The sequence below is a fragment of the Klebsiella sp. 141198 genome (assembly GCF_050600785.1).
Taxonomy (GTDB): domain Bacteria; phylum Pseudomonadota; class Gammaproteobacteria; order Enterobacterales; family Enterobacteriaceae; genus Klebsiella; species Klebsiella aerogenes.
Genome location: NZ_JAQIRM010000003.1, coordinates 103931 through 125215 on the forward strand (window position 1 = coordinate 103931; position 21285 = coordinate 125215).

At 57.6% G+C, this 21285-nt stretch carries 24 protein-coding genes; 9 read left to right on the top strand and 15 right to left on the bottom strand.

Translation table 11 applies throughout. The features are described 5' to 3' along the window. Positions 1-103: 103 nt before the first annotated feature. The 3 genes from yrbN to mtr all read left to right on the top strand — a co-directional run bounded on the left by yrbN (position 104) and on the right by mtr (position 3500). Complete coding sequence (gene yrbN / locus PGR10_RS10410; protein ID WP_086538083.1) at positions 104-184, top strand: protein YrbN; 81 nt, start codon at positions 104-106, stop codon at positions 182-184. Beyond that, positions 177-2111, top strand: a complete 1935-nt coding sequence (locus tag PGR10_RS10415; RefSeq protein ID WP_087859921.1) for a DEAD/DEAH family ATP-dependent RNA helicase — start codon at positions 177-179, stop codon at positions 2109-2111. Before yrbN ends, PGR10_RS10415 begins: the two co-directional genes overlap by 8 nt. A 144-nt stretch (positions 2112-2255) precedes the next feature. Beyond that, entirely contained in the window at positions 2256-3500 is a 1245-nt protein-coding gene (mtr, locus tag PGR10_RS10420; RefSeq protein WP_430923438.1) for a tryptophan permease, read from the top strand. 44 nt (positions 3501-3544) lie between these two features. Here the strand turns inward: mtr and PGR10_RS10425 are convergent, their stop codons facing one another. The 3 genes from PGR10_RS10425 to ubiU all read right to left on the bottom strand — a co-directional run bounded on the left by PGR10_RS10425 (position 3545) and on the right by ubiU (position 6520). Continuing rightward, the gene (locus PGR10_RS10425; protein WP_113373135.1) at positions 3545-4552 is read right to left on the bottom strand and encodes a luciferase-like monooxygenase; all 1008 of its coding nucleotides are present in this window, start codon (positions 4550-4552) and stop codon (positions 3545-3547) included. Positions 4553-4640: 88 nt separating this feature from the next. After that, positions 4641-5519, bottom strand: coding sequence for a U32 family peptidase (locus PGR10_RS10430; RefSeq protein ID WP_087859949.1), 879 nt, complete (start codon positions 5517-5519; stop codon positions 4641-4643). A 5-nt stretch (positions 5520-5524) separates the two neighbouring features. Continuing rightward, positions 5525-6520: a ubiquinone anaerobic biosynthesis protein UbiU gene (gene ubiU, locus PGR10_RS10435; protein WP_045377933.1), complete on the bottom strand. Its 996-nt coding sequence runs from the start codon at positions 6518-6520 to the stop codon at positions 5525-5527. Positions 6521-6741: 221 nt separating this feature from the next. Between ubiU and ubiT the strand changes: the two genes are divergently transcribed. Both ubiT and PGR10_RS10445 read left to right on the top strand, forming a co-directional pair. Then, positions 6742-7266, top strand: a complete 525-nt coding sequence (ubiT, locus tag PGR10_RS10440) for a ubiquinone anaerobic biosynthesis accessory factor UbiT (protein ID WP_015369536.1) — start codon at positions 6742-6744, stop codon at positions 7264-7266. Beyond that, positions 7260-7763 carry a GNAT family N-acetyltransferase gene (locus PGR10_RS10445; protein WP_430923439.1) on the top strand — a complete coding sequence of 168 codons (504 nt, stop codon included), beginning with the start codon at positions 7260-7262 and terminating at the stop codon, positions 7761-7763. Before ubiT ends, PGR10_RS10445 begins: the two co-directional genes overlap by 7 nt. Here the strand turns inward: PGR10_RS10445 and PGR10_RS10450 are convergent. Then, complete coding sequence (locus PGR10_RS10450) at positions 7750-8040, bottom strand: GIY-YIG nuclease family protein (protein ID WP_026612209.1); 291 nt, start codon at positions 8038-8040, stop codon at positions 7750-7752. The genes PGR10_RS10445 and PGR10_RS10450 overlap by 14 nt on opposite strands. 49 nt (positions 8041-8089) lie before the next feature. Here PGR10_RS10450 and PGR10_RS10455 point away from each other — a divergent pair, with 49 nt between their 5' ends. Further along, positions 8090-8533, top strand: a complete 444-nt coding sequence (locus PGR10_RS10455; RefSeq protein WP_087859919.1) for a YhbP family protein — start codon at positions 8090-8092, stop codon at positions 8531-8533. On the opposite strand, the gene PGR10_RS10460 is transcribed toward PGR10_RS10455, so the two are convergent. After that, positions 8513-9031, bottom strand: coding sequence for a type 1 glutamine amidotransferase domain-containing protein (locus PGR10_RS10460; protein ID WP_430923440.1), 519 nt, complete (start codon positions 9029-9031; stop codon positions 8513-8515). The two genes, PGR10_RS10455 and PGR10_RS10460, sit on opposite strands and share 21 nt — an antisense overlap. A 128-nt stretch (positions 9032-9159) precedes the next feature. On the opposite strand from PGR10_RS10460, the gene PGR10_RS10465 reads away from it, so the two are divergent. Further along, positions 9160-9807, top strand: a complete 648-nt coding sequence (locus PGR10_RS10465; protein ID WP_411325561.1) for an NAD(P)H-binding protein — start codon at positions 9160-9162, stop codon at positions 9805-9807. 72 nt (positions 9808-9879) lie between these two features. Next, positions 9880-10923, top strand: a complete 1044-nt coding sequence (locus PGR10_RS10470; RefSeq protein WP_113373131.1) for a permease — start codon at positions 9880-9882, stop codon at positions 10921-10923. 129 nt (positions 10924-11052) lie between these two features. On the opposite strand, the gene dolP is transcribed toward PGR10_RS10470, so the two are convergent. From dolP to PGR10_RS10490, 4 genes are read right to left on the bottom strand one after another with little or no spacing between them, the layout of a single operon-like run. Then, positions 11053-11628 (bottom strand): division/outer membrane stress-associated lipid-binding lipoprotein, encoded by a 576-nt coding sequence (gene dolP / locus PGR10_RS10475; RefSeq protein ID WP_045394929.1) that lies wholly within the window; start codon positions 11626-11628, stop codon positions 11053-11055. 9 nt (positions 11629-11637) lie between these two features. Further along, entirely contained in the window at positions 11638-12228 is a 591-nt protein-coding gene (diaA, locus tag PGR10_RS10480) for a DnaA initiator-associating protein DiaA (protein ID WP_015369544.1), read from the bottom strand. Between the two features lie 25 nt (positions 12229-12253). Next, positions 12254-12640, bottom strand: coding sequence for a YraN family protein (locus PGR10_RS10485; protein WP_430923441.1), 387 nt, complete (start codon positions 12638-12640; stop codon positions 12254-12256). Continuing rightward, positions 12598-14703: a penicillin-binding protein activator gene (locus tag PGR10_RS10490; RefSeq protein ID WP_430923442.1), complete on the bottom strand. Its 2106-nt coding sequence runs from the start codon at positions 14701-14703 to the stop codon at positions 12598-12600. The genes PGR10_RS10485 and PGR10_RS10490 overlap by 43 nt, the downstream gene beginning before the upstream one ends. A gap of 63 nt (positions 14704-14766) precedes the next feature. Here PGR10_RS10490 and rsmI point away from each other — a divergent pair, with 63 nt between their 5' ends. Beyond that, positions 14767-15630 (top strand): 16S rRNA (cytidine(1402)-2'-O)-methyltransferase, encoded by an 864-nt coding sequence (gene rsmI / locus PGR10_RS10495; RefSeq protein WP_047044743.1) that lies wholly within the window; start codon positions 14767-14769, stop codon positions 15628-15630. 127 nt (positions 15631-15757) lie between these two features. On the opposite strand, the gene PGR10_RS10500 is transcribed toward rsmI, so the two are convergent. The 6 genes from PGR10_RS10500 to gatZ all read right to left on the bottom strand — a co-directional run bounded on the left by PGR10_RS10500 (position 15758) and on the right by gatZ (position 21182). Then, on the bottom strand, positions 15758-16531 hold the full coding sequence (locus tag PGR10_RS10500; RefSeq protein WP_087859913.1) for a DeoR/GlpR family DNA-binding transcription regulator: 774 nt from the start codon (positions 16529-16531) through the stop codon (positions 15758-15760). Between the two features lie 110 nt (positions 16532-16641). Next, the gene (gatD, locus tag PGR10_RS10505) at positions 16642-17685 is read right to left on the bottom strand and encodes a galactitol-1-phosphate 5-dehydrogenase (RefSeq protein WP_213793676.1); all 1044 of its coding nucleotides are present in this window, start codon (positions 17683-17685) and stop codon (positions 16642-16644) included. Between the two features lie 44 nt (positions 17686-17729). Then, positions 17730-19112, bottom strand: a complete 1383-nt coding sequence (locus PGR10_RS10510) for a galactitol-specific PTS transporter subunit IIC (protein ID WP_087859911.1) — start codon at positions 19110-19112, stop codon at positions 17730-17732. 5 nt (positions 19113-19117) lie between these two features. Continuing rightward, positions 19118-19402 carry a PTS galactitol transporter subunit IIB gene (gatB, locus tag PGR10_RS10515; protein ID WP_020077852.1) on the bottom strand — a complete coding sequence of 95 codons (285 nt, stop codon included), beginning with the start codon at positions 19400-19402 and terminating at the stop codon, positions 19118-19120. A gap of 26 nt (positions 19403-19428) precedes the next feature. After that, the gene (gatA, locus tag PGR10_RS10520; protein WP_087859910.1) at positions 19429-19896 is read right to left on the bottom strand and encodes a PTS galactitol transporter subunit IIA; all 468 of its coding nucleotides are present in this window, start codon (positions 19894-19896) and stop codon (positions 19429-19431) included. Positions 19897-19910: 14 nt separating this feature from the next. Further along, on the bottom strand, positions 19911-21182 hold the full coding sequence (gene gatZ / locus PGR10_RS10525; protein WP_213316667.1) for a tagatose-bisphosphate aldolase subunit GatZ: 1272 nt from the start codon (positions 21180-21182) through the stop codon (positions 19911-19913). Positions 21183-21285: the final 103 nt, after the last annotated feature.

Consider the following 21285-nt stretch of genomic DNA (forward strand, 5'->3'; position numbering starts at 1 on the left):
CTGACGAACACACATCAGCCCATTTTTTGATTGCCATCACCTTCGCGGGTGAGGGCGTTGTTGTTCGTTAATACACCTACTTTGAGCCGGTTCACACTTTTCAATGAAAATTACTCTAAATTTTCACGATGAGTTATGTAGACTGGCCGCCATTAATTTTGAGGCACACGTACTACATGGCTGAATTCGAAACCACTTTTGCAGATCTGGGCCTGAAGGCTCCTATCCTTGAAGCGCTTAACGATCTGGGTTACGAAAAACCATCTCCGATCCAGGCTGAGTGCATTCCGCATCTGCTGGACGGCCGCGACGTTCTGGGTATGGCCCAGACCGGTAGCGGTAAGACCGCAGCGTTCTCTTTACCGCTGCTGAACAACATCGATCCTGAGCTTAGAGCACCACAGATTCTGGTGCTGGCGCCGACCCGCGAACTGGCGGTACAGGTTGCTGAAGCAATGACGGAATTCTCTAAACATATGCGCGGCGTAAACGTGGTTGCCCTGTACGGCGGCCAGCGTTATGACGTGCAGCTGCGCGCCCTGCGTCAGGGGCCGCAGATCGTCGTCGGTACCCCGGGTCGTCTGCTGGACCACCTGAAGCGCGGTACGCTGGATCTCTCTAAACTGAGCGGTCTGGTACTGGACGAAGCAGATGAAATGCTGCGCATGGGCTTTATCGAAGACGTAGAAACTATTATGGCGCAGATCCCGGAAGGTCATCAGACCGCTCTGTTCTCCGCCACTATGCCGGAAGCGATTCGTCGCATTACCCGCCGCTTTATGAAAGAGCCGCAGGAAGTGCGCATTCAGTCCAGCGTCACCACGCGCCCGGACATTAGCCAGAGCTACTGGACTGCTTACGGCATGCGTAAAAACGAAGCGCTGGTGCGTTTCCTGGAAGCGGAAGACTTTGATGCGGCGATTATCTTCGTGCGTACCAAAAACGCGACTCTGGAAGTGGCAGAAGCGCTGGAGCGTAGCGGCTATAACAGCGCCGCGCTGAACGGCGATATGAACCAGGCGCTGCGTGAGCAGACTCTGGAGCGCCTGAAAGACGGTCGTCTGGACATCCTGATCGCCACCGACGTTGCGGCCCGCGGCCTTGACGTTGAGCGTATCAGCCTGGTTGTTAACTATGACATCCCGATGGATTCCGAATCTTACGTTCACCGTATCGGCCGTACCGGTCGTGCGGGTCGTGCGGGTCGCGCGCTGCTGTTCGTTGAGAACCGTGAACGTCGCCTGCTGCGTAACATCGAACGTACGATGAAGCTGACGATCCCTGAAGTAGAACTGCCGAACGCGGAACTGCTGGGCAAACGTCGTCTGGAGAAATTCGCCGCTAAAGTTCAGCAGCAGCTGGAAAGCAGCGATCTGGACCAGTATCGTGCGCTGCTGGCTAAAATCCAGCCGACTGCGGAAGGCGAAGAGCTGGACGTAGAAACGCTGGCCGCTGCGCTGCTGAAAATGGCCCAGGGCGAACGTTCTCTGATCGTTCCGCCGGATGCGCCGATGCGTCCTAAGCGTGAGTTCCGCGATCGTGATGACCGTTTCGAACGCCGTGGCGACCGTAATGACCGCGGTCCGCGTGGCGATCGTGAAGATCGTCCGAAGCGTGAGCGTCGTGACGTGGGTGAAATGGAACTGTACCGCATTGAAGTGGGCCGTGATGACGGCGTTGAAGTTCGTCATATCGTTGGCGCGATCGCTAACGAAGGCGACATCAGCAGCCGCTACATCGGCAACATCAAGCTGTTCGGTTCTCACTCCACCATCGAACTGCCGAAAGGTATGCCGGGCGAAGTGCTGCAGCACTTTACTCGTACCCGCATCCTGAACAAGCCGATGAACATGCAGCTGCTGGGCGATGCGCAGCCGCGCACCGAACGTCGTGGCGGCGGCGAGCGTCGTGAAGGCGGTCGTGGCTTCGGCGGCGAGCGTCGTGAAGGTGGCCGTAGCTTCGGTGGCGAACGTCGCGAAGGCGGACGTGGTGAAGGTCGTCGTTTCAGCGGCGAACGTCGTGAAGGCGGCCGCGCGCCGCGTCGTGACGATGCTTCTGCGCCGCGCCGTGATGACTCCGCTGGTCGTCGTCGTTTCGGTGGCGATGCGTAATAAGCGCAATCCGCTAGCGTAAAGTAAATAATACAGCCCCGATCGTCATGATTGGGGCTTTTTTTATTTCTTTTGTACTCGTGTACTGGTACAGTGCGTCATGCTCAACGTGAGCGAAGTATTTTCCACTGGAGATTTCGGCAAATGGCGACACTAACGACTACGGCCACCCGACCGTCTTTATTTGGCGGCGTGGTGATTATCGGCGGCACGATTATTGGCGCAGGCATGTTCTCGCTGCCGGTGGTCATGTCCGGCGCGTGGTTCTTCTGGTCGTTGGCGGCGCTGGTTTTTACCTGGTTCTGCATGCTGCACTCCGGTTTGATGATTCTGGAAGCCAACCTTAACTACCGGATTGGCTCCAGCTTCGACACCATTACCAAAGACCTGCTCGGCAAAGGCTGGAACCTGGTGAACGGCGTGTCGATCGCCTTTGTGCTGTATATCCTGACCTACGCCTATATTTCGGCGAGCGGTTCGATCCTGCACCACACCTTCAGTGAGATGTCGCTGAACGTACCGGCGCGCGCTGCGGGCTTCGGCTTTGCGCTGCTGGTGGCCTTTATCGTCTGGATGAGCACGAAAGCGGTGAGCCGCATGACGGCTATCGTACTGGGCGCTAAGGTGATTACCTTCTTCCTGACCTTCGGCAGCCTGCTGGGGCACGTCGAGCCGACGACGCTGTTTAACGTCGTGGAGAAGAATGCCTCCTATGCGCCATACCTGCTGATGACGCTGCCGTTCTGCCTGGCCTCGTTTGGCTATCACGGTAACGTGCCGAGCCTGATGAAATATTATGGTAAGGATCCACGCACCATTACCCGCTGTCTGATTTACGGTACGCTGCTGGCGCTGGGTCTGTATGTCGTCTGGCTGCTGGTGACGATGGGTAATATCCCTCGTCCGCAGTTTATCGGTATCGCCCAGAAGGGCGGCAACATTGATGTGCTGGTGCAGGCGCTGAGCGGCGTGCTGAATAGCCGCGGTCTGGATCTGCTGCTGGTGGTGTTCTCCAACTTTGCCGTCGCCAGTTCCTTCCTTGGCGTGACGCTGGGGCTGTTCGATTATCTCGCGGATCTGTTTGGCTTTGACGATAGCGCGACGGGACGCTTTAAAACCGCGCTCTTGACCTTTATCCCGCCGATGATTGGCGGGCTGGTGAAACCAGATGGGTTCCTTTATGCCATCGGCTATGCCGGCCTGGCGGCGACGGTATGGGCGGCGATTGTGCCGGCGCTGCTGGCTCGCGCTTCGCGTAAACGCTTCGGCAGCCCACAGTTCCGCGTTTGGGGTGGAAAACCGATGATTGCGCTGATCCTGCTGTTCGGGCTCGGCAACGCGGTGGTGCATTTCCTGTCGAGCTTTAATCTGCTGCCGGTTTATCAATAACCGTATTGCCCGGTGGCGTGACGCGCACCGGGCTTACCGCGTCACTAACCTAACAATTCCTCTTTCACCTGCATCGCTAAATCAAACGAATGCAGGCGTGCCTGGTGGTCGAAGATCTGGCCGTTGACCATGATTTCGTCTGCTTCCGTTTCGCGAAGAATCGACGCTAACCCATGGCGAACTTTGGTCTTATCGCCAACCAGCGACATGCTTAATGCCTGCTGTACACCATACTGCTCGGACGCTGACCACAGCTGATGCATATTTTCCACCGGCGGCGGCAACTGCCCGGTTTCACCGCGGCGCAGCTTAACGAACGCCTGCTGCATCGAGGTAAAGAGGAACTCCGCGTCGCGATTACTATCGGCGGCGATAATATTGATGCATACCATCGCGTACGGTTTTTCGAGCCGCGCCGAAGGTTTGAAGTTGCTGCGGTACAGATGCAGAGCCTGGAATAGCATGTCCGGCGCGAAGTGAGAGGCGAAGGCAAACGGCAGACCAAGCTGCGCCGCCAGCTGCGCGCTGTACAGGCTTGAGCCCAGCAGCCACACCGGAATTCGTTCGCCATAGCCGGGAACCGGGCGCACCTGCGGATTAGCCTCGCGAGCGTCAAACCAGTCCACCAACTCCGCCACATCGCGCGGGAAATTATCGACATCGCCGCTCATGTGGCGACGCAGCGCGCGCATGGTCGGCTGATCGCTGCCCGGCGCGCGGCCAAGGCCGAGATCGATACGTCCGGGATACAGCGTATTCAGGGTGCCGAACTGTTCGGCGATCACCAGCGGCGAGTGGTTTGGCAACATCACGCCACCGGATCCCAGATGCAGGGTGGTGGTATTGGCGGCAAGATAGCCAATCAACACCGAGGTCGCCGCGCTGGCAATGCCCACCATATTATGGTGCTCAGCCAGCCAATAACGGTGGTAGCCGCGGGATTCCGCCAGTTGGGCGAGAGCGAGAGAATGGGAAAAGGCTTCTTTAGCAGAAGAACCCTGTGGGATCGGCGCCAGATCGAGCACCGAGAACGGAATGTTTTTATCAGTCATAACAGCTCACTTTGTCGACGGTGAATCTTTTAATAGTGCATTAAAAATTAATAACCGTTGTTAACAAAGTGAGCTTTTACACTTCACCTTACGCCTGCAGCTCCAGCCCGGCCAGCCGTTTCCAGTAGCCGTTGCAATCGCTGTTAGCGGTGAGATCCAGCGGCGCAGCGCCATTTTCATTGGCGCGGAAGGCGTCGAGCATGGCGAAGGTCTCGCTGCCCATCGGCGACAGGCGCACCATATCCACCAGACCGTGCATCGAGGTTAACTCGTTGCCAAGGTTATAGACGTAGCCGCTCATCGTCTGAATGCCGTTAAGCACAAACACCTGCTGGTTCTCCTGCGACAGCATGCTGCGCCCGGTTGGGTACTTGATGCAGCAGGTTTCGCATTCGTCTTTTGGCCGGTCTTCCGAGCGAGCGGTAAAGCAGCGCGCGGAATAGGCCAGCGGCAGATGGCCGTAGCTCAGCACTTCGACTTCAAACTGGTTGCGAATACCCAGCTCTTCACACTGGGTCAGTAAATTAGCCAGCCAGTCGCGGGAGAGTTCAACCGGCATACACCAGCGCACCATGCCCTGTTTCAGCAGCAGGCGCAGGGTGACGGCGTTGTAGCAGTTCAGCGCATGACCCGCGACGAAGGGCAACTTGCGTTCGGCACAGAGATTGACCACGCCGAGGTCGCTGGCTTCAATCAGGAATTCGCCGTTCTCGACATAGCGCTTCAGCTCGCCCAGTTCGGAGGAGGCCTGCACCAGCGCGAGGGTAGAAAGCACCACCTGCTTGCCGCTACCGGCCAGCGTTTTCGCCATCTCAAGCCAATCGCCGACTTTAGTGGCGCGGCGTTTGCTGCACACCGCTTCGCCCAGATAAATGGTGTCAGCACTACTGTTTGCCGCCTGCTGGTAAAAATCTTCCAGCGTCTCTTTTGGCCAGTAGTACAGCACCGGCCCTAATGAATATTTCATGTTTCTCACTGCCATTTACGGTGATAGGCGCCAAGGGTGGTTTGCGTTCCTTCGGACATCGAACCAAGGGTTTCCATCCATGCGGATTGCGGTACGAAGTTCTGCGGATCGGCTTTACAGCGATCGATCGCCTGACGCCAGACCTTCGCTACCTGGGTGACGTATGCCGGGCTGCGCTGACGGCCTTCGATTTTTACCGAGGCGATATTGGCGGCCATCAGTTCTGGCAACAGCTCCAGGGTATTGAGGCTGGTGGGTTCTTCCAGCGCGTGGTAGCGCTCGCCGTCGACCAGGTAGCGGCCTTTGCACAGCGTCGGATAACCGGCATTTTCGCCATCCTGATAGCGATCGATCAGCACTTCGTTAAGGCGTGACTCCAGCCCCTGCGGCGTTTGCTGCCAGCGGACGAAGCGCGCGGGCGAACAGGCGCCGACGGTATTTGGCGATTCGCCGGTGAGATACGACGAGAGATAGCAGCGGCCTTCCGCCATGATGCATAAGCTACCGAAGGCGAAGACTTCCAGTGGCACCGGCGTGGCGCGGGCTAACTGTTTCACCTGGTGAATGGATAACACCCGCGGCAGTACGACGCGGGCAACGTCAAAGTTGCGGTGATAAAAACGCACCGCCTCTTCGTTAGTGGCGGACGCCTGCACTGAAACGTGACGTTCGATGTGCGGGTAGCGTTCCGCGGCGTACTCCAGCATCGCGATATCGGCGAGGATGAGCGCGTCGGCGCCCAATTGCGCGGCCATATCCACCGCTCGCTGCCAACGGGCATAACCGTCGGGATGGGCGAAGGTGTTAATCGCGATATGTAGCTTACGGCGATGCTGGTGCACAAAGCTGACGGCTTCCTGCAATTTCTTTTCGGTGAAATTAAGGCCGGCAAAGTGGCGGGCATTGGTGTCATCTTTCAGCCCGATATACACGGCATCGGCGCCGTTTTCGATGGCCGCCTTAAGAGCCGGGAGGTTACCGGCGGGGCAGAGCAGCTCCATAATTTTTCCTGAAAAACGCGGCCGGTCAGGGACGCAAAATGGTTAACGAGCTGGGATTTTAGTTAACCTTCTGGTGACAATTTTTGATTTGAGGCAGTTAAAAGCGTATTGGTGGGCTCAATAGCTGGCGGCCATCATCGCGATTTTGTTGATTTACGCCGCTATGTCGTTTATTTGATATGGCACAATAGCGAAACTATTGCATGCATGGAGTGAAGCTTGTGTTGGATGAACTGCGTTCCCGGCTGGTCCGTTTTGGCCCGTCTTTAATGAGCGTGCCGGTTAAGCTGGCGCCTTTTGCCCTCAAGCGCCAGGTGCTGGAACAAGTATTGAGCTGGCAATTTCGCCAGGCGCTGGCGGATGGAGAACTGGAGTTTCTCGAAGGTCGCTGGTTAAGTATTAATGTGCGCGATATTGGCCTGCTGTGGTATACCTCGGTAGTCGACGGTCGCCTGGTGGTCAGCCAGCAGGCTGACGCCGATGTCAGCTTTAGCGCCGATGCCAGCGATCTGCTGATGATTGCCGCGCGTAAACAGGATCCGGATACGCTATTCTTCCAGCGTCGTCTGGTGATTGAAGGTGATACTGAGCTGGGTCTATACGTGAAGAACCTGATGGATGCCATCGAGCTGGAGCAGATGCCGAAAGCACTGCGCGTTATGCTGCTGCAGATGGCGGATTTTGTCGAAGCAGGCCTGAAGAGCCCGCAGAAACCTGAACAGACATCGGTAGGTGAGGCATGCTGATTCGAGTGGAAATTGGGATTGATGCGCCGGGTATCGACGCGCTGCTGCGCCGTACGTTCGGCAGCGACGCGGAAGCGAAGCTGGTGCACGATCTGCGTGAAGATGGTCTGATCACGCTGGGCTTAGTCGCCACTGAAGATGAAGGCCAGGTGGTTGGCTATGTAGCCTTTAGCCCAGTCACCGTCGAAGGCGAAGAGCTGCAGTGGGTAGGGCTGGCGCCATTGGCGGTAGATGAAAGCTATCGCGGCCAGGGTATTGGCCGACAGCTGGTCTACGAAGGGCTGGATTCATTAAATGAATTTGGGTACGCCGCGGTGGTCGCGCTGGGCGAACCGGCGCTGTATGGCCGTTTGGGCTTTGAACCCGCGGCCGCGTTCGATTTACGCTGCCGTTGGCCGGACACCGCGGAAGCCTTCCAGGTGCATCGTCTGGCGGATGACGCGCTGCAGGGCGTACACGGTCTGGTTGAGTACAGCGATCATTTCAATCGCTTCTGAGCCCCTCCAGTAGGGTCTCGAACGAACCATCCCCGGCAACGAGGCGCTCTTTCTGGCGCTTCGTTAGCTGCTTGATGCGATACTCCAGTCGCAGCGCAAGTGAGTGGTCACCAACTTTCTGACTAAACGCCAGCGCCAGTTCTCCTTTGCCGCGCAGCGCTTTCGCCCCTTTGCCTTCCTGATGCTGAAGAAAGCGGCGTGGGACATCGGTGGTGATGCCGGTATACAGGCGGTTATCAGCGGTTCGAATAAGATAGAGAAACCAGCACACGGTAATAATGTCAGTCTGTTAGGGTGTGTGCACCATAACATAATGGAGAATAAAGATGGATACGCTTGCCGCGATTAGCCGCTGGCTGGGCAAACAGCACGTCATCACCTGGTGCGTGGCACGTGATGACGAGCTCTGGTGCGCCAATGCGTTTTATGTTTACGACCCGGATAACGTCGCTTTTTATCTACTAAGCGACGAAAAAACCCGTCACGGTCAGATGACCGGCGAAGGCGCGAAAGTCGCCGGGACGGTCAACGGCCAGCCAAAGACCGTTGCCTTGATCCGCGGCGTGCAGTTTAAGGGGGAGATCCGCCGCCTTCACGGTGATGAAGAGGCTGAGATGCGCAAGCGCTACGTCAAGCGCTTCCCTGTTGCCCGCATGTTGTCGGCGCCGGTGTGGGAGATTCGTCCCGACGAGCTTAAATTTACCGACAACACGCTGGGTTTTGGCAAAAAGCTATACTGGCTGCGCGACTCAAGCGCCGAGCAGGCGTAGCGCCTCGCGATTGAACGCCGGCAGGTCGTCTGGCGTTCGGCTGGTGACTAACTGATCGTTATCAAGCACCACTTCCTGATCGTAAAACTCACCGCCGGCGTTTTTTACGTCGACCACGATAGGTTTAACCGCTGCGAGTTTACGCCCGCGAATGACGTCTGCGCTGATGAGTAACTGAGGGCCGTGGCAGATGGCAAAGACCGGCTTACCGCTATTCACGAAGTCGCGAGTAAAAGTGACGAAGCGCTCATCCCCCCGCAACTGGTCCGGTGAATAGCCGCCTGGCAGCAACAACGCGTCAAACTGTGCCGGCGTCACGTCATCTATTGCTTTGTCGATCGCCACTTCAGCCTCGCCTTGTTTCCCTTTTACCGTTTTTCCTGCCTGTTTCTCAATCGTCACGACCTGATGCCCGGCAAGTTTAAAGGCCTCGGCAGGTGAGGTGAATTCAGAATCTTCGAAGTCGTCGGTGATTAGTACGGCAATCTTTTTACTCATTCTTCCTCCGATCTTTTGGCAGTGAATGAGGCATTTCCATGATGATGGTGGATACTTACCTCGTAAGCTATTAAGCCTGGAACATGTGGGGCAAAGTGCAAGGCAGACAATTCTGCAAAGGAGATTCGATGAGTCAGGTATTATTAACCGGCGCGACTGGTTTGGTTGGTGGGCACTTACTTCGTTTGCTGCAGAGTGAGCCGGGCATTAGCGCGATTACTGCGCCGACTCGCCGCCCACTCCCGCCCGCGGAAGGGGTCTTTAATCCTTACGATCCGCAGTTGACCGATGCACTGGCGCAGGTGGTTGATCCTGTCGATATCGTTTTCTGCTGCCTGGGCACCACGCGACGGGAAGCGGGGAGTAAAGAAGCGTTTGTGCATGCTGACTATACGCTGGTGGTGGATACGGCACTGGTCGGGAAGCGCCTTGGGGCGCAACATATGCTGGTGGTCAGCGCGATGGGCGCCAATGCGCATTCGCCCTTCTTCTATAACCGCGTGAAAGGGGAAATGGAAGAGGCGCTGATGGCGCAGGAGTGGCCGCGGCTGACCATTGCCCGTCCTTCAATGTTGCTGGGGGATCGGGAGCACAAACGCGCCAATGAAACGCTCTTTGCACCGCTATTTCGTTTTCTGCCTGGAGACTGGAAAGCTATTCAGGCTCGCGATGTAGCGACTGCCCTGCTCGCGGAGGCGCTGGCGCCGAGCCATGAAGGCGTCCAGATCCTGACCTCGTCTCAGCTACGGGAGCGCGCTGTCCGGCAGGAGGATTAACCATTTTCAAATTTGGACGGCAGGCGTAGTATTCACCTCCTTATTTGTTATCACTTCTCCCTGGGGAATGCTATGGCTGGTCAGTCTTCATCTCAGGCGGCATCACCATTTCAATGGTGGAAACCCGCGCTGTTCTTTCTCGTCGTTATCGTTGGTCTGTGGTACGTCAAATGGCAGCCGTATTACGGTAAAGCCTTTACGGCCGCGGAAACCCACAGTATCGGTAAATCTATTCTCGCGCAGTCTGATGTAAACCCGCTGCAGGCGGCATGGGATTACGCGATGGTTTACTTCCTCGCGGTCTGGAAAGCGGCGGTGCTCGGCGTGCTGCTCGGGTCGCTTATTCAGGTGCTGATCCCCCGCGACTGGCTGCTGCGCACGCTTGGGCAATCTCGTTTTCAGGGCACGCTGCTGGGAGCGATTTTTTCGCTACCGGGGATGATGTGTACCTGCTGCGCCGCGCCGGTCGCCGCCGGTATGCGTAAACAGCAGGTGTCGATGGGCGGAGCGCTGGCGTTCTGGATGGGCAACCCGCTGCTGAACCCGGCAACGCTGGTCTTCATGGGCTTCGTGCTAGGTTGGCAGTTTGCTCTGATCAGACTAGTGGCCGGGCTGGCGACGGTGCTAGTGGTGGCGACGCTCGTGCAAAAATGGGTAAAAGAGGCGGCGACGCAGCCGGTGGCGACAGAAGACATTAGCCAACTGCAGCGCGATGAGGGCAGTTTTATCAGCCGTTGGCTACGCGCGCTGTGGTCGCTGTTCTGGAGTACGATCCCGGTTTATATCCTCGCGGTGCTGGTACTGGGCGCGGCGCGGGTCTGGCTGTTCCCGCACGCTGAGGGCGCGGTCGATAACACGCTGTTCTGGGTGATCGCAATGGCGATAGCCGGTTGCCTGTTCGTTATCCCGACGGCGGCGGAAATCCCGATTGTGCAGACGATGATGCTGGCCGGAATGGGCACCGCGCCGGCGCTGGCGCTGCTGATTACTTTGCCGGCGGTGAGCGTGCCGTCGCTGATTATGTTGCGTAAGGCGTTCCCGGCTAAAGCGCTGTGGCTAACCGGCGGGCTGGTGGCGTTGTGCGGGGCGATCGTTGGCGCGCTGGCGCTAGTGTAATTTTCCGGGGCGGGGCTGTAGCCCCGGCGCCGGATTTTGTGCCGGGTGGCGGCTACGCCTTACCCGGCCTACAGCGTAGTGCTATTGGGTAGCCCGGCTTAGCGAAGCGCCAGCCGGGTTAGATAACGTTTATTTAAGATAGGTAAAGGCGGTGGTGACGCGGCTCACGCCGCTTACCCGGCTGGCGATATCCGCCGCTGCGCGGCCTTCACGGTCGGTGACCAGGCCCATCAGGAACACTTCGCTATTTTCGGTCGTCACTTTCACATTCGAAGACTTCACCTGATCGCTGCCCAGCAGTTGGGAACGAACTTTGGTGGTGATCCAGGTATCCGACGACGCGGTGCCTAAGCCAATCGGCTGGCCTTGACGCACTTCATTGAAGACTTCGGTAGTCCCTTCAACTCCCATCGCGATTTGTTTGGCGCGAGAGGAGAGATCGGCGGTCGGCGACTGGCCGGTCAGCAGGACCTTGCCCTGATACGCGGTGACGTTAATACGCGCTTCTTTCTTAATCTGTTCATCTTTCCCTAAGGCGCTGTTAACGCGCAGCTCCAGGGTGCTGTCATCAACCTGCGTACCCACCGTACGCGGGTCCGTTGCCGCTTTGGTGCCGACGGCTGCCGTACCGACTACCGCTGCGGCGACGCAGCCCTGTAGCAGTAGCGCAGAAAGCAGGATGGCGAGGGGCGAGAGAGCCTTCATGTGTTCTCCTTATTCGTCCTGGTGTGGAAAAAGCGTGTTATCAATCAAATCGCACAGACAATTGACGGTGAGCATGTGCATTTCCTGGATCCGCGCGCTGCGGTGTGAAGGAATGCGGATTTCAACGTCCTGCTGACCTAACAGGCCAGCCAGCTCGCCGCCGTCGTAACCGGTTAACGCCACGATAGTCATATCGCGGGTGACCGCCGCTTCCACGGCTTTCACGATATCCCGGCTATTGCCGCGCGTAGAAATCGCCAACAGTACGTCGCCGGCGTGTCCCAGCGCGCGCACCTGTTTAGCGTAGATTTCATCATGCAGGCGATCGTTGGCGATTGCGGTTAAGACCACATTATCGGTATTTAGTGCAATGGCGGGTAAACCAGGGCGCTCTGTTTCGAAACGATTGATCATGCTGGCAGCAAAATGCTGTGCGTTGGCGGCGGAGGTGCCATTACCACAACAGAGGATTTTGTTGCCGTTAAGCAGCGACTGAACGAGCGTCATAGCCGCGCGCGAGATGGCGTCCGGGAGCGCTTCCGCGGCGGCGATTTGGGTTTGAATGCTTTCGGTAAAGCAGGCTTTAATTCTGTCGAGCACGGGATCCCTTAAATCTGATAATACGCTATTCGCCAAAGGCGTTTTTCAGCCATTGGATGTCGTTGCCGGTGAAGGCTACCACATCGAAACGGCAATCCACAGTATCAAAACTCCCATTCTGCCGGGAGAGCCACAGACGAGCGGCCTTGAGAAGACGTTGTTGCTTTTGCGGCGTGACGCTGGCGGCGGCATCGCCGTAGCTGGCGCTGTGCCGGTAGCGCACTTCGACGAACACGATAACCGCGCCGTCGCGCATAATAAGATCGATCTCGCCGCCGCGCTCGCGGGCGTTGGCGGCGATAAAACGCAGTCCATGCCGTTCTAACCACCGACGCGCCTGGCTTTCCCAGGCGTCGCCGGTCTGTTTGCTTAGTTGGCTGCGACGATTTGTCCCTGTTGGTACTTGAGCCATGATAACTTCCTGTTGATCACGCAGTCCGGCGTGGCCGTCAGATCGCCCGTATTGCCGTTCAGCTCGTAACCTGGGCTCTGGCGCATTTGCGCGAAATGATTCGCCAGCGACCAGGCATCGGCGCCCATTGCATACAGCCGCGCCAGCGAGTAGTCGTTACGCACGGCGGAGAGCGCCTGCTGCATCAGCGCCGGGTTACTGCCAGCCAGCATCGGGATTTCGCTATATTGCAGGCCTTCCATCTCCAGACGGAAATCCGGGCCAGAAGTGCCTTGCGCGCTACGGGAGCTGGCGTAAAGGGTGACGTTGCTCTGGCTGCCGTTGCGCATCGCGATCAGCGGCTTGATATAGCCAATTTGTTCCGGGGTGGCGACGATATAGGCGGCATCGATGCTGCCGCCGCTGCTGACCGGAACGTCGCTTGGGCTGCCGAGCGAGCTATCTACAGATGACGGCAGCGTCGATACCGGGCTGCCGGTCAGTGAGATCCCGCCGCCGTTGACGCCGGATTTCAGCTCCGCCGTCGATCCCAGACGCTGCTGCAGCACCGTACCGCCGCCCAGCTTCAGCCACTCGTCGGCGAAAGCGCTGACCACGCGGTCGCCAAGCGCGCCGCGCGGCACCAGCAGTAACGGCGTTTGTTTGCCCTGATCGTGAATATGACGCGCCGCGTCGCGGGCTTCATCTTCCGGGGAGAGCGCGAAGTAGCACAGGTTCGGGCGGTTCTCGACTTTCCCCGGCTGGTTAAGGGCCAGCACGTTCAGCGAGGTGTTGCTTTTCATCACCTCTTCGACGTTTTCTTTCAATAGCGGGCCGACAACGATGGTCGCGCCGTCCTGCTGTACCTGCGCCAGAAGCTGGCTCATCGGCTGGCTGGTGGTGTCGTAAATTTTCAGCTCAGCGGCAGGATTGGCGGTTGCCGCCACCGCGGGCTGCGGCTGCGCGGCTGGCGCGCTCACCGGTTGTGCTACTGGCTGTGCTGCCGGCGTTGCGGCAACCGGGGCGGGTAGCGGAGCGGCTGCTGGTTTTGCGGCAGGCGCGGCCTGCGTTTCCGCTGGCGCCTGCACCGGTGCGGCCTGGCTGCCGGTGGCGGTGAGATCGCCGACTTCCGCCTGCGAAGGGCTCACCACATCATTATTGCCGGCAACATTCGCCGCCTGGGCGACCTGCGCCGGCACTGCGTTGCCCTGGACCGCTGGGGCGCCATTCTTCGCCGCTTCAAAACCCTGCTGGATAGTGCGGCCAAAAATCGCCGCCTGGCCGTTCAGAGGCAGCAGCAGGGCGATTTTATTGGTCGAGGCCGGTTTATAGTTTTGCATGTTCACCAGCGCGGTGGGCAGCATCTGCGCCCCCGGGTTCTGCGGATAACGGATTTGCCAGTCTTTGACGCCCGCTTTCAGCATCGCCGGATCGTTGCGGTTATCGAACCACATCCGCTGCAGATCCAGCCAGCCCTGCAGCACGTTTTCGTCGGCATTGATCACCAGCGCGTTGGCCTGCTGTGGGGTCATCGCCGTCAGCGCTTTCCACGTGGCGTCGATGTTTTGTTGTTTTTGTTTCGCCTGGCTTAGCAGGGGCTGCTGGGCAATCAGCGCGCGCAGCAGCGCCAGAGAGGGCTGCCCCTGGCTGGCGTCAATTTGCGCCTGCCAGTAGCGCGGCTGCTGATTTTTCTCAAAACTGAGAGGGTCGAGTTTGCTCAGTAATGCCTTCGCGCCCTGGTAATCGCCTTGCGCCAGTTTGACTTCCACCGCCAGCAGCGACTGTTCGCGGGCCTGCGTGCTGTTCAGGTTCGACGGCAGTTGGTTGTACAGGTCGATAGCCTGCTGCTTCTTACCTTCCTGCAGCAGTGCACGAATGGCGAGTAATTGCCAGTTGGTCTTGCTATCATTCGTGCTTTGCTGCATCTGCTGTAGGTAGAAACTGGAGTTGGCCTGCGACGTACCCTGCATAAACGCCGTGCTTTGATCCTGCGTGTGGGTGCCGCAGCCAGCAAAAAGAAGAGTAGCCAGCAATACGGGCAGACAGCGCGCGGGCTTAGAACGAAGAAATGTTGACGGTACCATATGTATCCAGTGATATTTTTTTGGCTCAATGCTCAATATTAAATCGGCAATACGGACGAGACAATGAAACAACACGAATCAGCGGATAATTCTCAGGGGCAACTGTATATTGTGCCCACTCCGATAGGGAATCTGTCTGATATCACGCAGCGCGCACTGGAAGTGTTGCAAGCTGTTGATTTAATTGCTGCTGAGGATACCCGCCACACCGGTTTGCTACTGCAGCATTTTGCGATTAACGCCCGTTTATTTGCCCTTCACGACCATAACGAGCAGCAAAAGGCCGAAACACTTTTAGCGAAATTAAAAGAGGGACAAAACATCGCGCTGGTGTCCGATGCCGGCACGCCGCTGATTAACGATCCCGGCTACCATCTGGTGCGCACCTGCCGTGAAGCCAATATCCGCGTGGTGCCGCTGCCGGGCCCTTGTGCAGCGATTGCCGCTCTGAGCGCCGCCGGTTTGCCGTCCGATCGTTTCTGCTATGAAGGTTTCCTGCCGGCGAAATCGAAAGGCCGCCGCGATACCCTGAAGGCGCTGGAAGAAGAACCGCGCACCATTATCTTCTATGAGTCAACGCACCGCCTGGTGGAGAGCCTGGAAGATATCTGCGCGGTTCTGGGCGAATCCCGTTACGTAGTGTTGGCGCGCGAGCTGACCAAAACCTGGGAGTCTATCCACGGCGCGCCGATTGGCGAGCTGGTGGCCTGGGTGAAGGAAGACGAAAATCGCCGCAAAGGCGAGATGGTGCTGATCGTCGAAGGTTTTAAGGCCCAGGAAGAGGCGCTACCGGCAGCCGCGCTGCGGACTCTGGCGCTGCTACAGGCGGAACTGCCGTTGAAGAAAGCCGCCGCGCTGGCCGCGGAAATCCACGGCGTGAAGAAGAACGCGCTGTATAAATACGCGCTGGAGCAGCAGGGGGAGTAAGCCTGTCAGGCGTAGCTGAGGACAGCAAGGTGCCCTTCTGATGTTGAAGGGCACCTTGGATTTCATCCTACATGTCGGAATAAATGTCGGAATAAATGTCGGAATAAAACCGCCGATTCGCGCGCAATTACACGATCTTCAATTCCACCTTTTTGCTATTTAACGCCGCGCGGTCGGCGTCACTGATGCCGTCGTCGGTAATCACGCAGTCAATTTTGTCCATCGGCAGGACCTGGTTAAAGCCCCGGCGATTGAATTTGCTGGCATCGAGCACGGCGATAACCTGATGCGCGGCGGCGGCCATCACGCTGCTGATCGAATAGCCTTCATTAAAGGTGGTGATGCCGTTGGTCGCATCGATACCATCGGCGCCAACGAACATCAGGTCGGCGCAAATCCCCTGCAGCGAACGTTCAGCGATGGTTCCGTGCATTGAATGCGTTTTGTGCCGAACCGTACCGCCGCATACCACCAGCGTAATATCTTTATTTTCCGACAGCGTAAACGCGGCGGGCAGGCTGTTGGTGATGACGGTGATATTGGTCATTCGTACCAGCGCCTCGGCTATCAGCAGCGTGGTGCTGCCGCTATCGAGGATCACCGTCATGCCTTCATGGATCATTGCCGCGGCGGCCTGAGCGATGCGCTTTTTCGGATCGCTGGCGAGCTGGTAACGATCTTCCAGTACCACTTCCAGGTTATCACTCTCGGTCAGATCGCTACCCGGGCGGGCGGCGCCGCCGTGAAAACGGGTCACCAGGCCTTTCTCTTCCAGCATACGGAGGTCGGCGCGAATGGTGACTTCAGAGATGCCAAAGAGATTCGAAAGGTCTAAAACCAATACGCTGCCCTGCGTATTCACCATATCGACGATTTTGTTCCTTCGTTCAAATGAGTTCATCTTGATTTGCCTGATAATTAACTCAACTTAGTTTAATCGAAGGATAACGAAAGTTGAACGATAATTTTCGAAAGGTAATGTGAGCCAGCGCAGATTGCTGGCTCAAGCGATCAGGAAAGTTTAAGTAGGATTTTACCCTGCATCGGCGCGCCGTTTAGCGCCTGAACTTCGCGAGCAAAACTCTCGGCATCGCCGCGATGAGCTATCAACGGCGCCAACTGCAGGCGTTTTTCCGTCAGCAGGCGGGTTGCTGTTTGCCACTCTTCTCCCGGCCACGGGCCTGAGTAGTTCATCCAACTGCCGACGATATTCAGCTCTTTACGCAGAATTTGCCCGAAGGTGACGGCAGGCAGCGTTAGGTCGTGATGCAGGGTACCGACCAGCGCCAGCTGCGCCCGCGGCCCGGCGGCTTCAATTGCTAATGCGACGGTCTGCGGCGTACCGGCGGTCTCGAGGACGAGCTGATCGAACTGGATTTCCTCCAGCGCCTGTTGAATCGCCTGGCTGCTCATCTCGCGGCTGTTGAACACCCGGCTCGCGCCAAGGGTTTTGGCCAGCTCCAGCTTCTGTGGATTAATGTCGATAGCCGTGACGCTATTGGCTCCCAGCTCGCGGGCGCACTGCAGCGCCAGCAGGCCGATGGTGCCGGCGCCGATAATAATGACGTTTTTACCCTCGCAGCCCTGCGCCAGATGAAAAGCGTGCAGGCCAACGGTTATCGGCTCGATAAACGCGCCATCATCAATGGGCATCTGATCCGGCAGGCGGAACAGGTTGGCGCGCTTCACCACCACGTATTCGGCGTTGCCGCCCTCGCTGCGGGAGCCGACGAACTGATACTGCTTACATAAAGAAAAATATTCGCGCTGGCACTGCGGACACTGGAAGCAGGGCAGCAGCGGCACGCAGGCAACAGCGTCGCCGGGCTGTAGATCGGTCACCGCCGCGCCGTAGGACTCGACATAGCCGCTGAATTCATGCCCAAGCGTAATAGGGTAGTAGTGCGCGCCTTTGGCGAAAATGCGCGGGATATCGGAGCCGCACAGCCCGGAGCTGACCACTTTGACCAGGACATCGTCTTCCGTTTGCAGCGTGGGGATGGGGCGTTCTTCAACGCAGACGTTCCCCTCAGCATGGATTACCACTGATTTCATACCATTCTCCAGAAATATTCAGGGGAGCGGCGCTCCCCTAATGCTTAAGATGCGGTTGGATGCTGTTGCGCGGCGGCGCTTTTCTCTGCTTTCTCTACCGCCATGAAGCGGCGGGCGCGACGCCAGGTCAGCAGGACGCCAGCCAGATAGATGATGCCGATAATTGCGAAGCCGACCACGTTCTGCCAGGTGAAGAGCTGGATTAGCAGCCAGGTAATCGGCGAGCCGCCCTGGTCCATCGAAGCCACCATACCGCCCGCTTTTAACGCCCCGGCGTTTGCCGCCAGCTGCGTGTGTAAGCCGATGGTCTGGGTTGCGATCCATAGGGTGATACCCATAATGATGACCCCGGAAATCAGGGTGCGGAACAGGTTGCCCTGATGCACCGCTACCGCCATCGCCACGAAGAAACCAATGGTCGCCAGGTCGCCGAACGGCAGGACCTGGTTGCCTGGAACCACGACGGCGATCAGAATGCTCAGCGGGATGAAAATCAGGCTGGCGGACACCACCGAGGTATGGCCAAGCAGCAGCGCCGGGTCGAGACCAATCAGGAACTCCTGGCCGCCGAATTTAGCCTGCAGACGTTTACGCGCCTGTTTGGCTATCGGGTTGAGGCCATCCATAATGGGTTTGATCACCCGCGGCATCAGCAGCATCACCGCCGCGGTTTTCACCGCCAACTGCAGAATGCCTTTCAGGTCATAACCCGCCAGCGCGCCAATCACCAACCCCATGACGAAACCGACGGTGACCGGTTCGCCGAAGGGGCCGAAGCGTTTCTGGATATCATCGGCGCTAAAGTGAATGCGGTTAAGGCCGGGGATTTTGTCGATGATGGTATCGACGAGCACCGCAATCGGCCCTAAGTACGCCGAACTGCCGTGCGGTATCGCGATGCCATCAAGGCCGAAGAAATCGCGGGTATCCCTGGCAAACCAGTCACCCAGTTTGTAAACGAAGGCGGCATGAACCACGACGCCGAGAATCCCTATCCAGTAGGAACCGGTCGCGATATGCAGCATCGCGCCGGTAAAGGTCATATGCCAGATGTTCCAGATATCGACGTTCACCACGCGGGTCATGCGGGTGACCAGCATGACGATATTGACCACGATGGCGACCGGAATGGCTACCAGCGCGATTTGCGACGCCCAGGTCATCGGCGATGACCCCGGCCAGCCGATATCAATCACGTGAAGGTTAATCTGGAAATGCTCCGCCATCGCCTTTGCCGCCGGGCCGATGGAGTCGAGCATCAGGCCAATAACCAGGCCAATGCCGACAAAACCGATCCCGATGTGCAGACCGGATTTGAAACAGTCCCCGAGCTTCATCCCCAGCAGTTTGGAGAAGATAATGATCACGATCGGCAGCATCACCGTCGGACCAAGATCGAGGATATAACGCATGATTTCGCTGAACATGGCGTTTACTCCGCGAGGATGCCGAGGATTTTCTGCTGTAAGGCTTCAATGCCGACGCCGGAGACAAACGGCATGCCGTGAACCACTGGAATATCGCCGAAGGCGCGGTCCACGCGGGCGGTGGTGCAGATAAGGTCCGCGCCGTCCATGTAGGTTTCGATTTCATTGACCCGGCACTGCACCAGATCCAACTCAATGTTGTGGTCTGCGCACAGCTCTTTAATCTCTTCTGCGGCCATCGTGGAGGTGGCGACGGCGCCGCCGCAGGCGACGATTACTTTGCGTTTCATAGGGTACCCCTTTTATTATCAGTATGTTATGAAGCCTGGGCGCTAAGCTCGGGCTCAAGGATAAATTGCTGGAACAGCACCGGTAACTGCTCGTCGGAAGCGGAGAGCAGAACCTCCAGCGTGTTTGGATTTTGTAGCTCACTAAATAACCGGCGCAGCAGCTTCAGCTGTGCCGCCGGGTTTTCAACAATCAGCGCGATGATAAGCGAAACGTCGATATCGCCATCGTCATCAGCGCGCTGAAAAGGGACCGGCGCGTCCGGGCGAATCAGGTAAATCGCCGGTGACTTCGCGTGCATGGCTTCGCAATGGGGAATGGCCACGGCGTGTTGCTCCAGCGCGATGCCGGTCGGAAAAGTTGCTTCGCGTTCGAGCAGGGCTGCCGGATAGCTATCATGCACAACACCTCGCGCCAGCATCTCCGCGCCAATATGCTCCAGCGCCTGCTGGCTGGAGCTGAAATGAATGCCGGTACGAACAAACAATTGACTCATAGATCCTCTTTATTTCACGCGGTTTCAGAAGAACAGCCGTAGCGGTAGGCGCGCAGAACATCCTGGATTTTGTCGAGGATGAGCTCGTGCGGCACGGCGTTCAGTTCATTCAGCGACAGTCGTTCAAACTGCACCGGCATATATTGGCTGATAAGCCCCAGCGGCAGCTTAGCGTCGGTCAGGTTCGCGATAAGTTTCTCAACGCTCTGCCGAATACGCGGATGCGGCCAGTAGTAACGGATACGGTCGGAAAGGCTAAAGTGGATATCGACCATCGCCTGACTCCAGGTCGGGCGATAGTATTTTTTCCAGTAGCCCGGTTCGTTGAGCATCACTTCGTCGATCACTTCCATCACCCGGCTACGGGACTCGGGCGCGATGAGCTCATTTTCCATCTGTGCGAGAGCGAAAATGGCTTCGCGCAGGGCAAAGGTGAGCGCCGGGCCGACTTTCAGAATGGCGAAGTGGTCGCGGACCAGCGCGCGGTAGGCCTGGCGGGATTGGTAGTCGGTGGAGTGGGCTTCGTACACCATCGGGGTATTTTCGATCCACGCGGACAGCGCTTTCGCTTCCTGCGGTTGGTAATGAATGATTTGCGTGTGGTCGAACTCCACGCCCGGCTGCACGACGATGGCGATGACGCGCTTCAGCGCGGCGTCGAGCCCCAGCTTGCGGAACGCCGCTTCATGGGTTTCGAGGGTGGCGGCGGCATCCTGCGCCCGGGTGACATGTACGCTGCCGATGGTGCTGGCTTCGCCGCCGGGAACCGGTACTTCTGTTCCGATAACGTAGGTCAACTGGCGCTTTTGTTCATCGCTGGCGGTCTCTTCAGCAGCCTGACAGAGGCGGGCGGCGCGCTCTGCCACCACGCTTGGGTTCAACGGTATCGGGTCGTCGGCGCAGGACATTGATGCATCCAGGTGGATCTTACTAAAGCCTGCGGCGACATAGGCTTTGATAAGGTCGATGGATTTTTTCATCGCGTCGGCAGCCGGTTCGTCTTGCCAGCAGTTTGGGCCCAGATGATCGCCGCCAAGAATAATGCGTTCTGCCGGGAAACCGACGGTGTGGGCGATGTTGTAGACGAAGTCGCGGAAATCGGCCGGCTGCATACCGGTATAGCCGCCAAACTGGTTGACCTGGTTTGATGTTGCTTCAATCAGCACTTTGTTGTTGGTCGGCAGATCGAAACGTAACGCCGCTTCGATAACCAGCGGATGGGCTGAACAAACTGAGCAGATGCCGATGTGTTCGCCGGATTTATGGCGAGAGATAATATCTTTCATTTACAACCTCCGTTTTCTTTCGAATATATTCGTTATGTTTTGTTTTGGTCGCAAATGTCTTTGTTTTGAATTGTGATCTGTATCGATAAATTGCTGTGCAAGC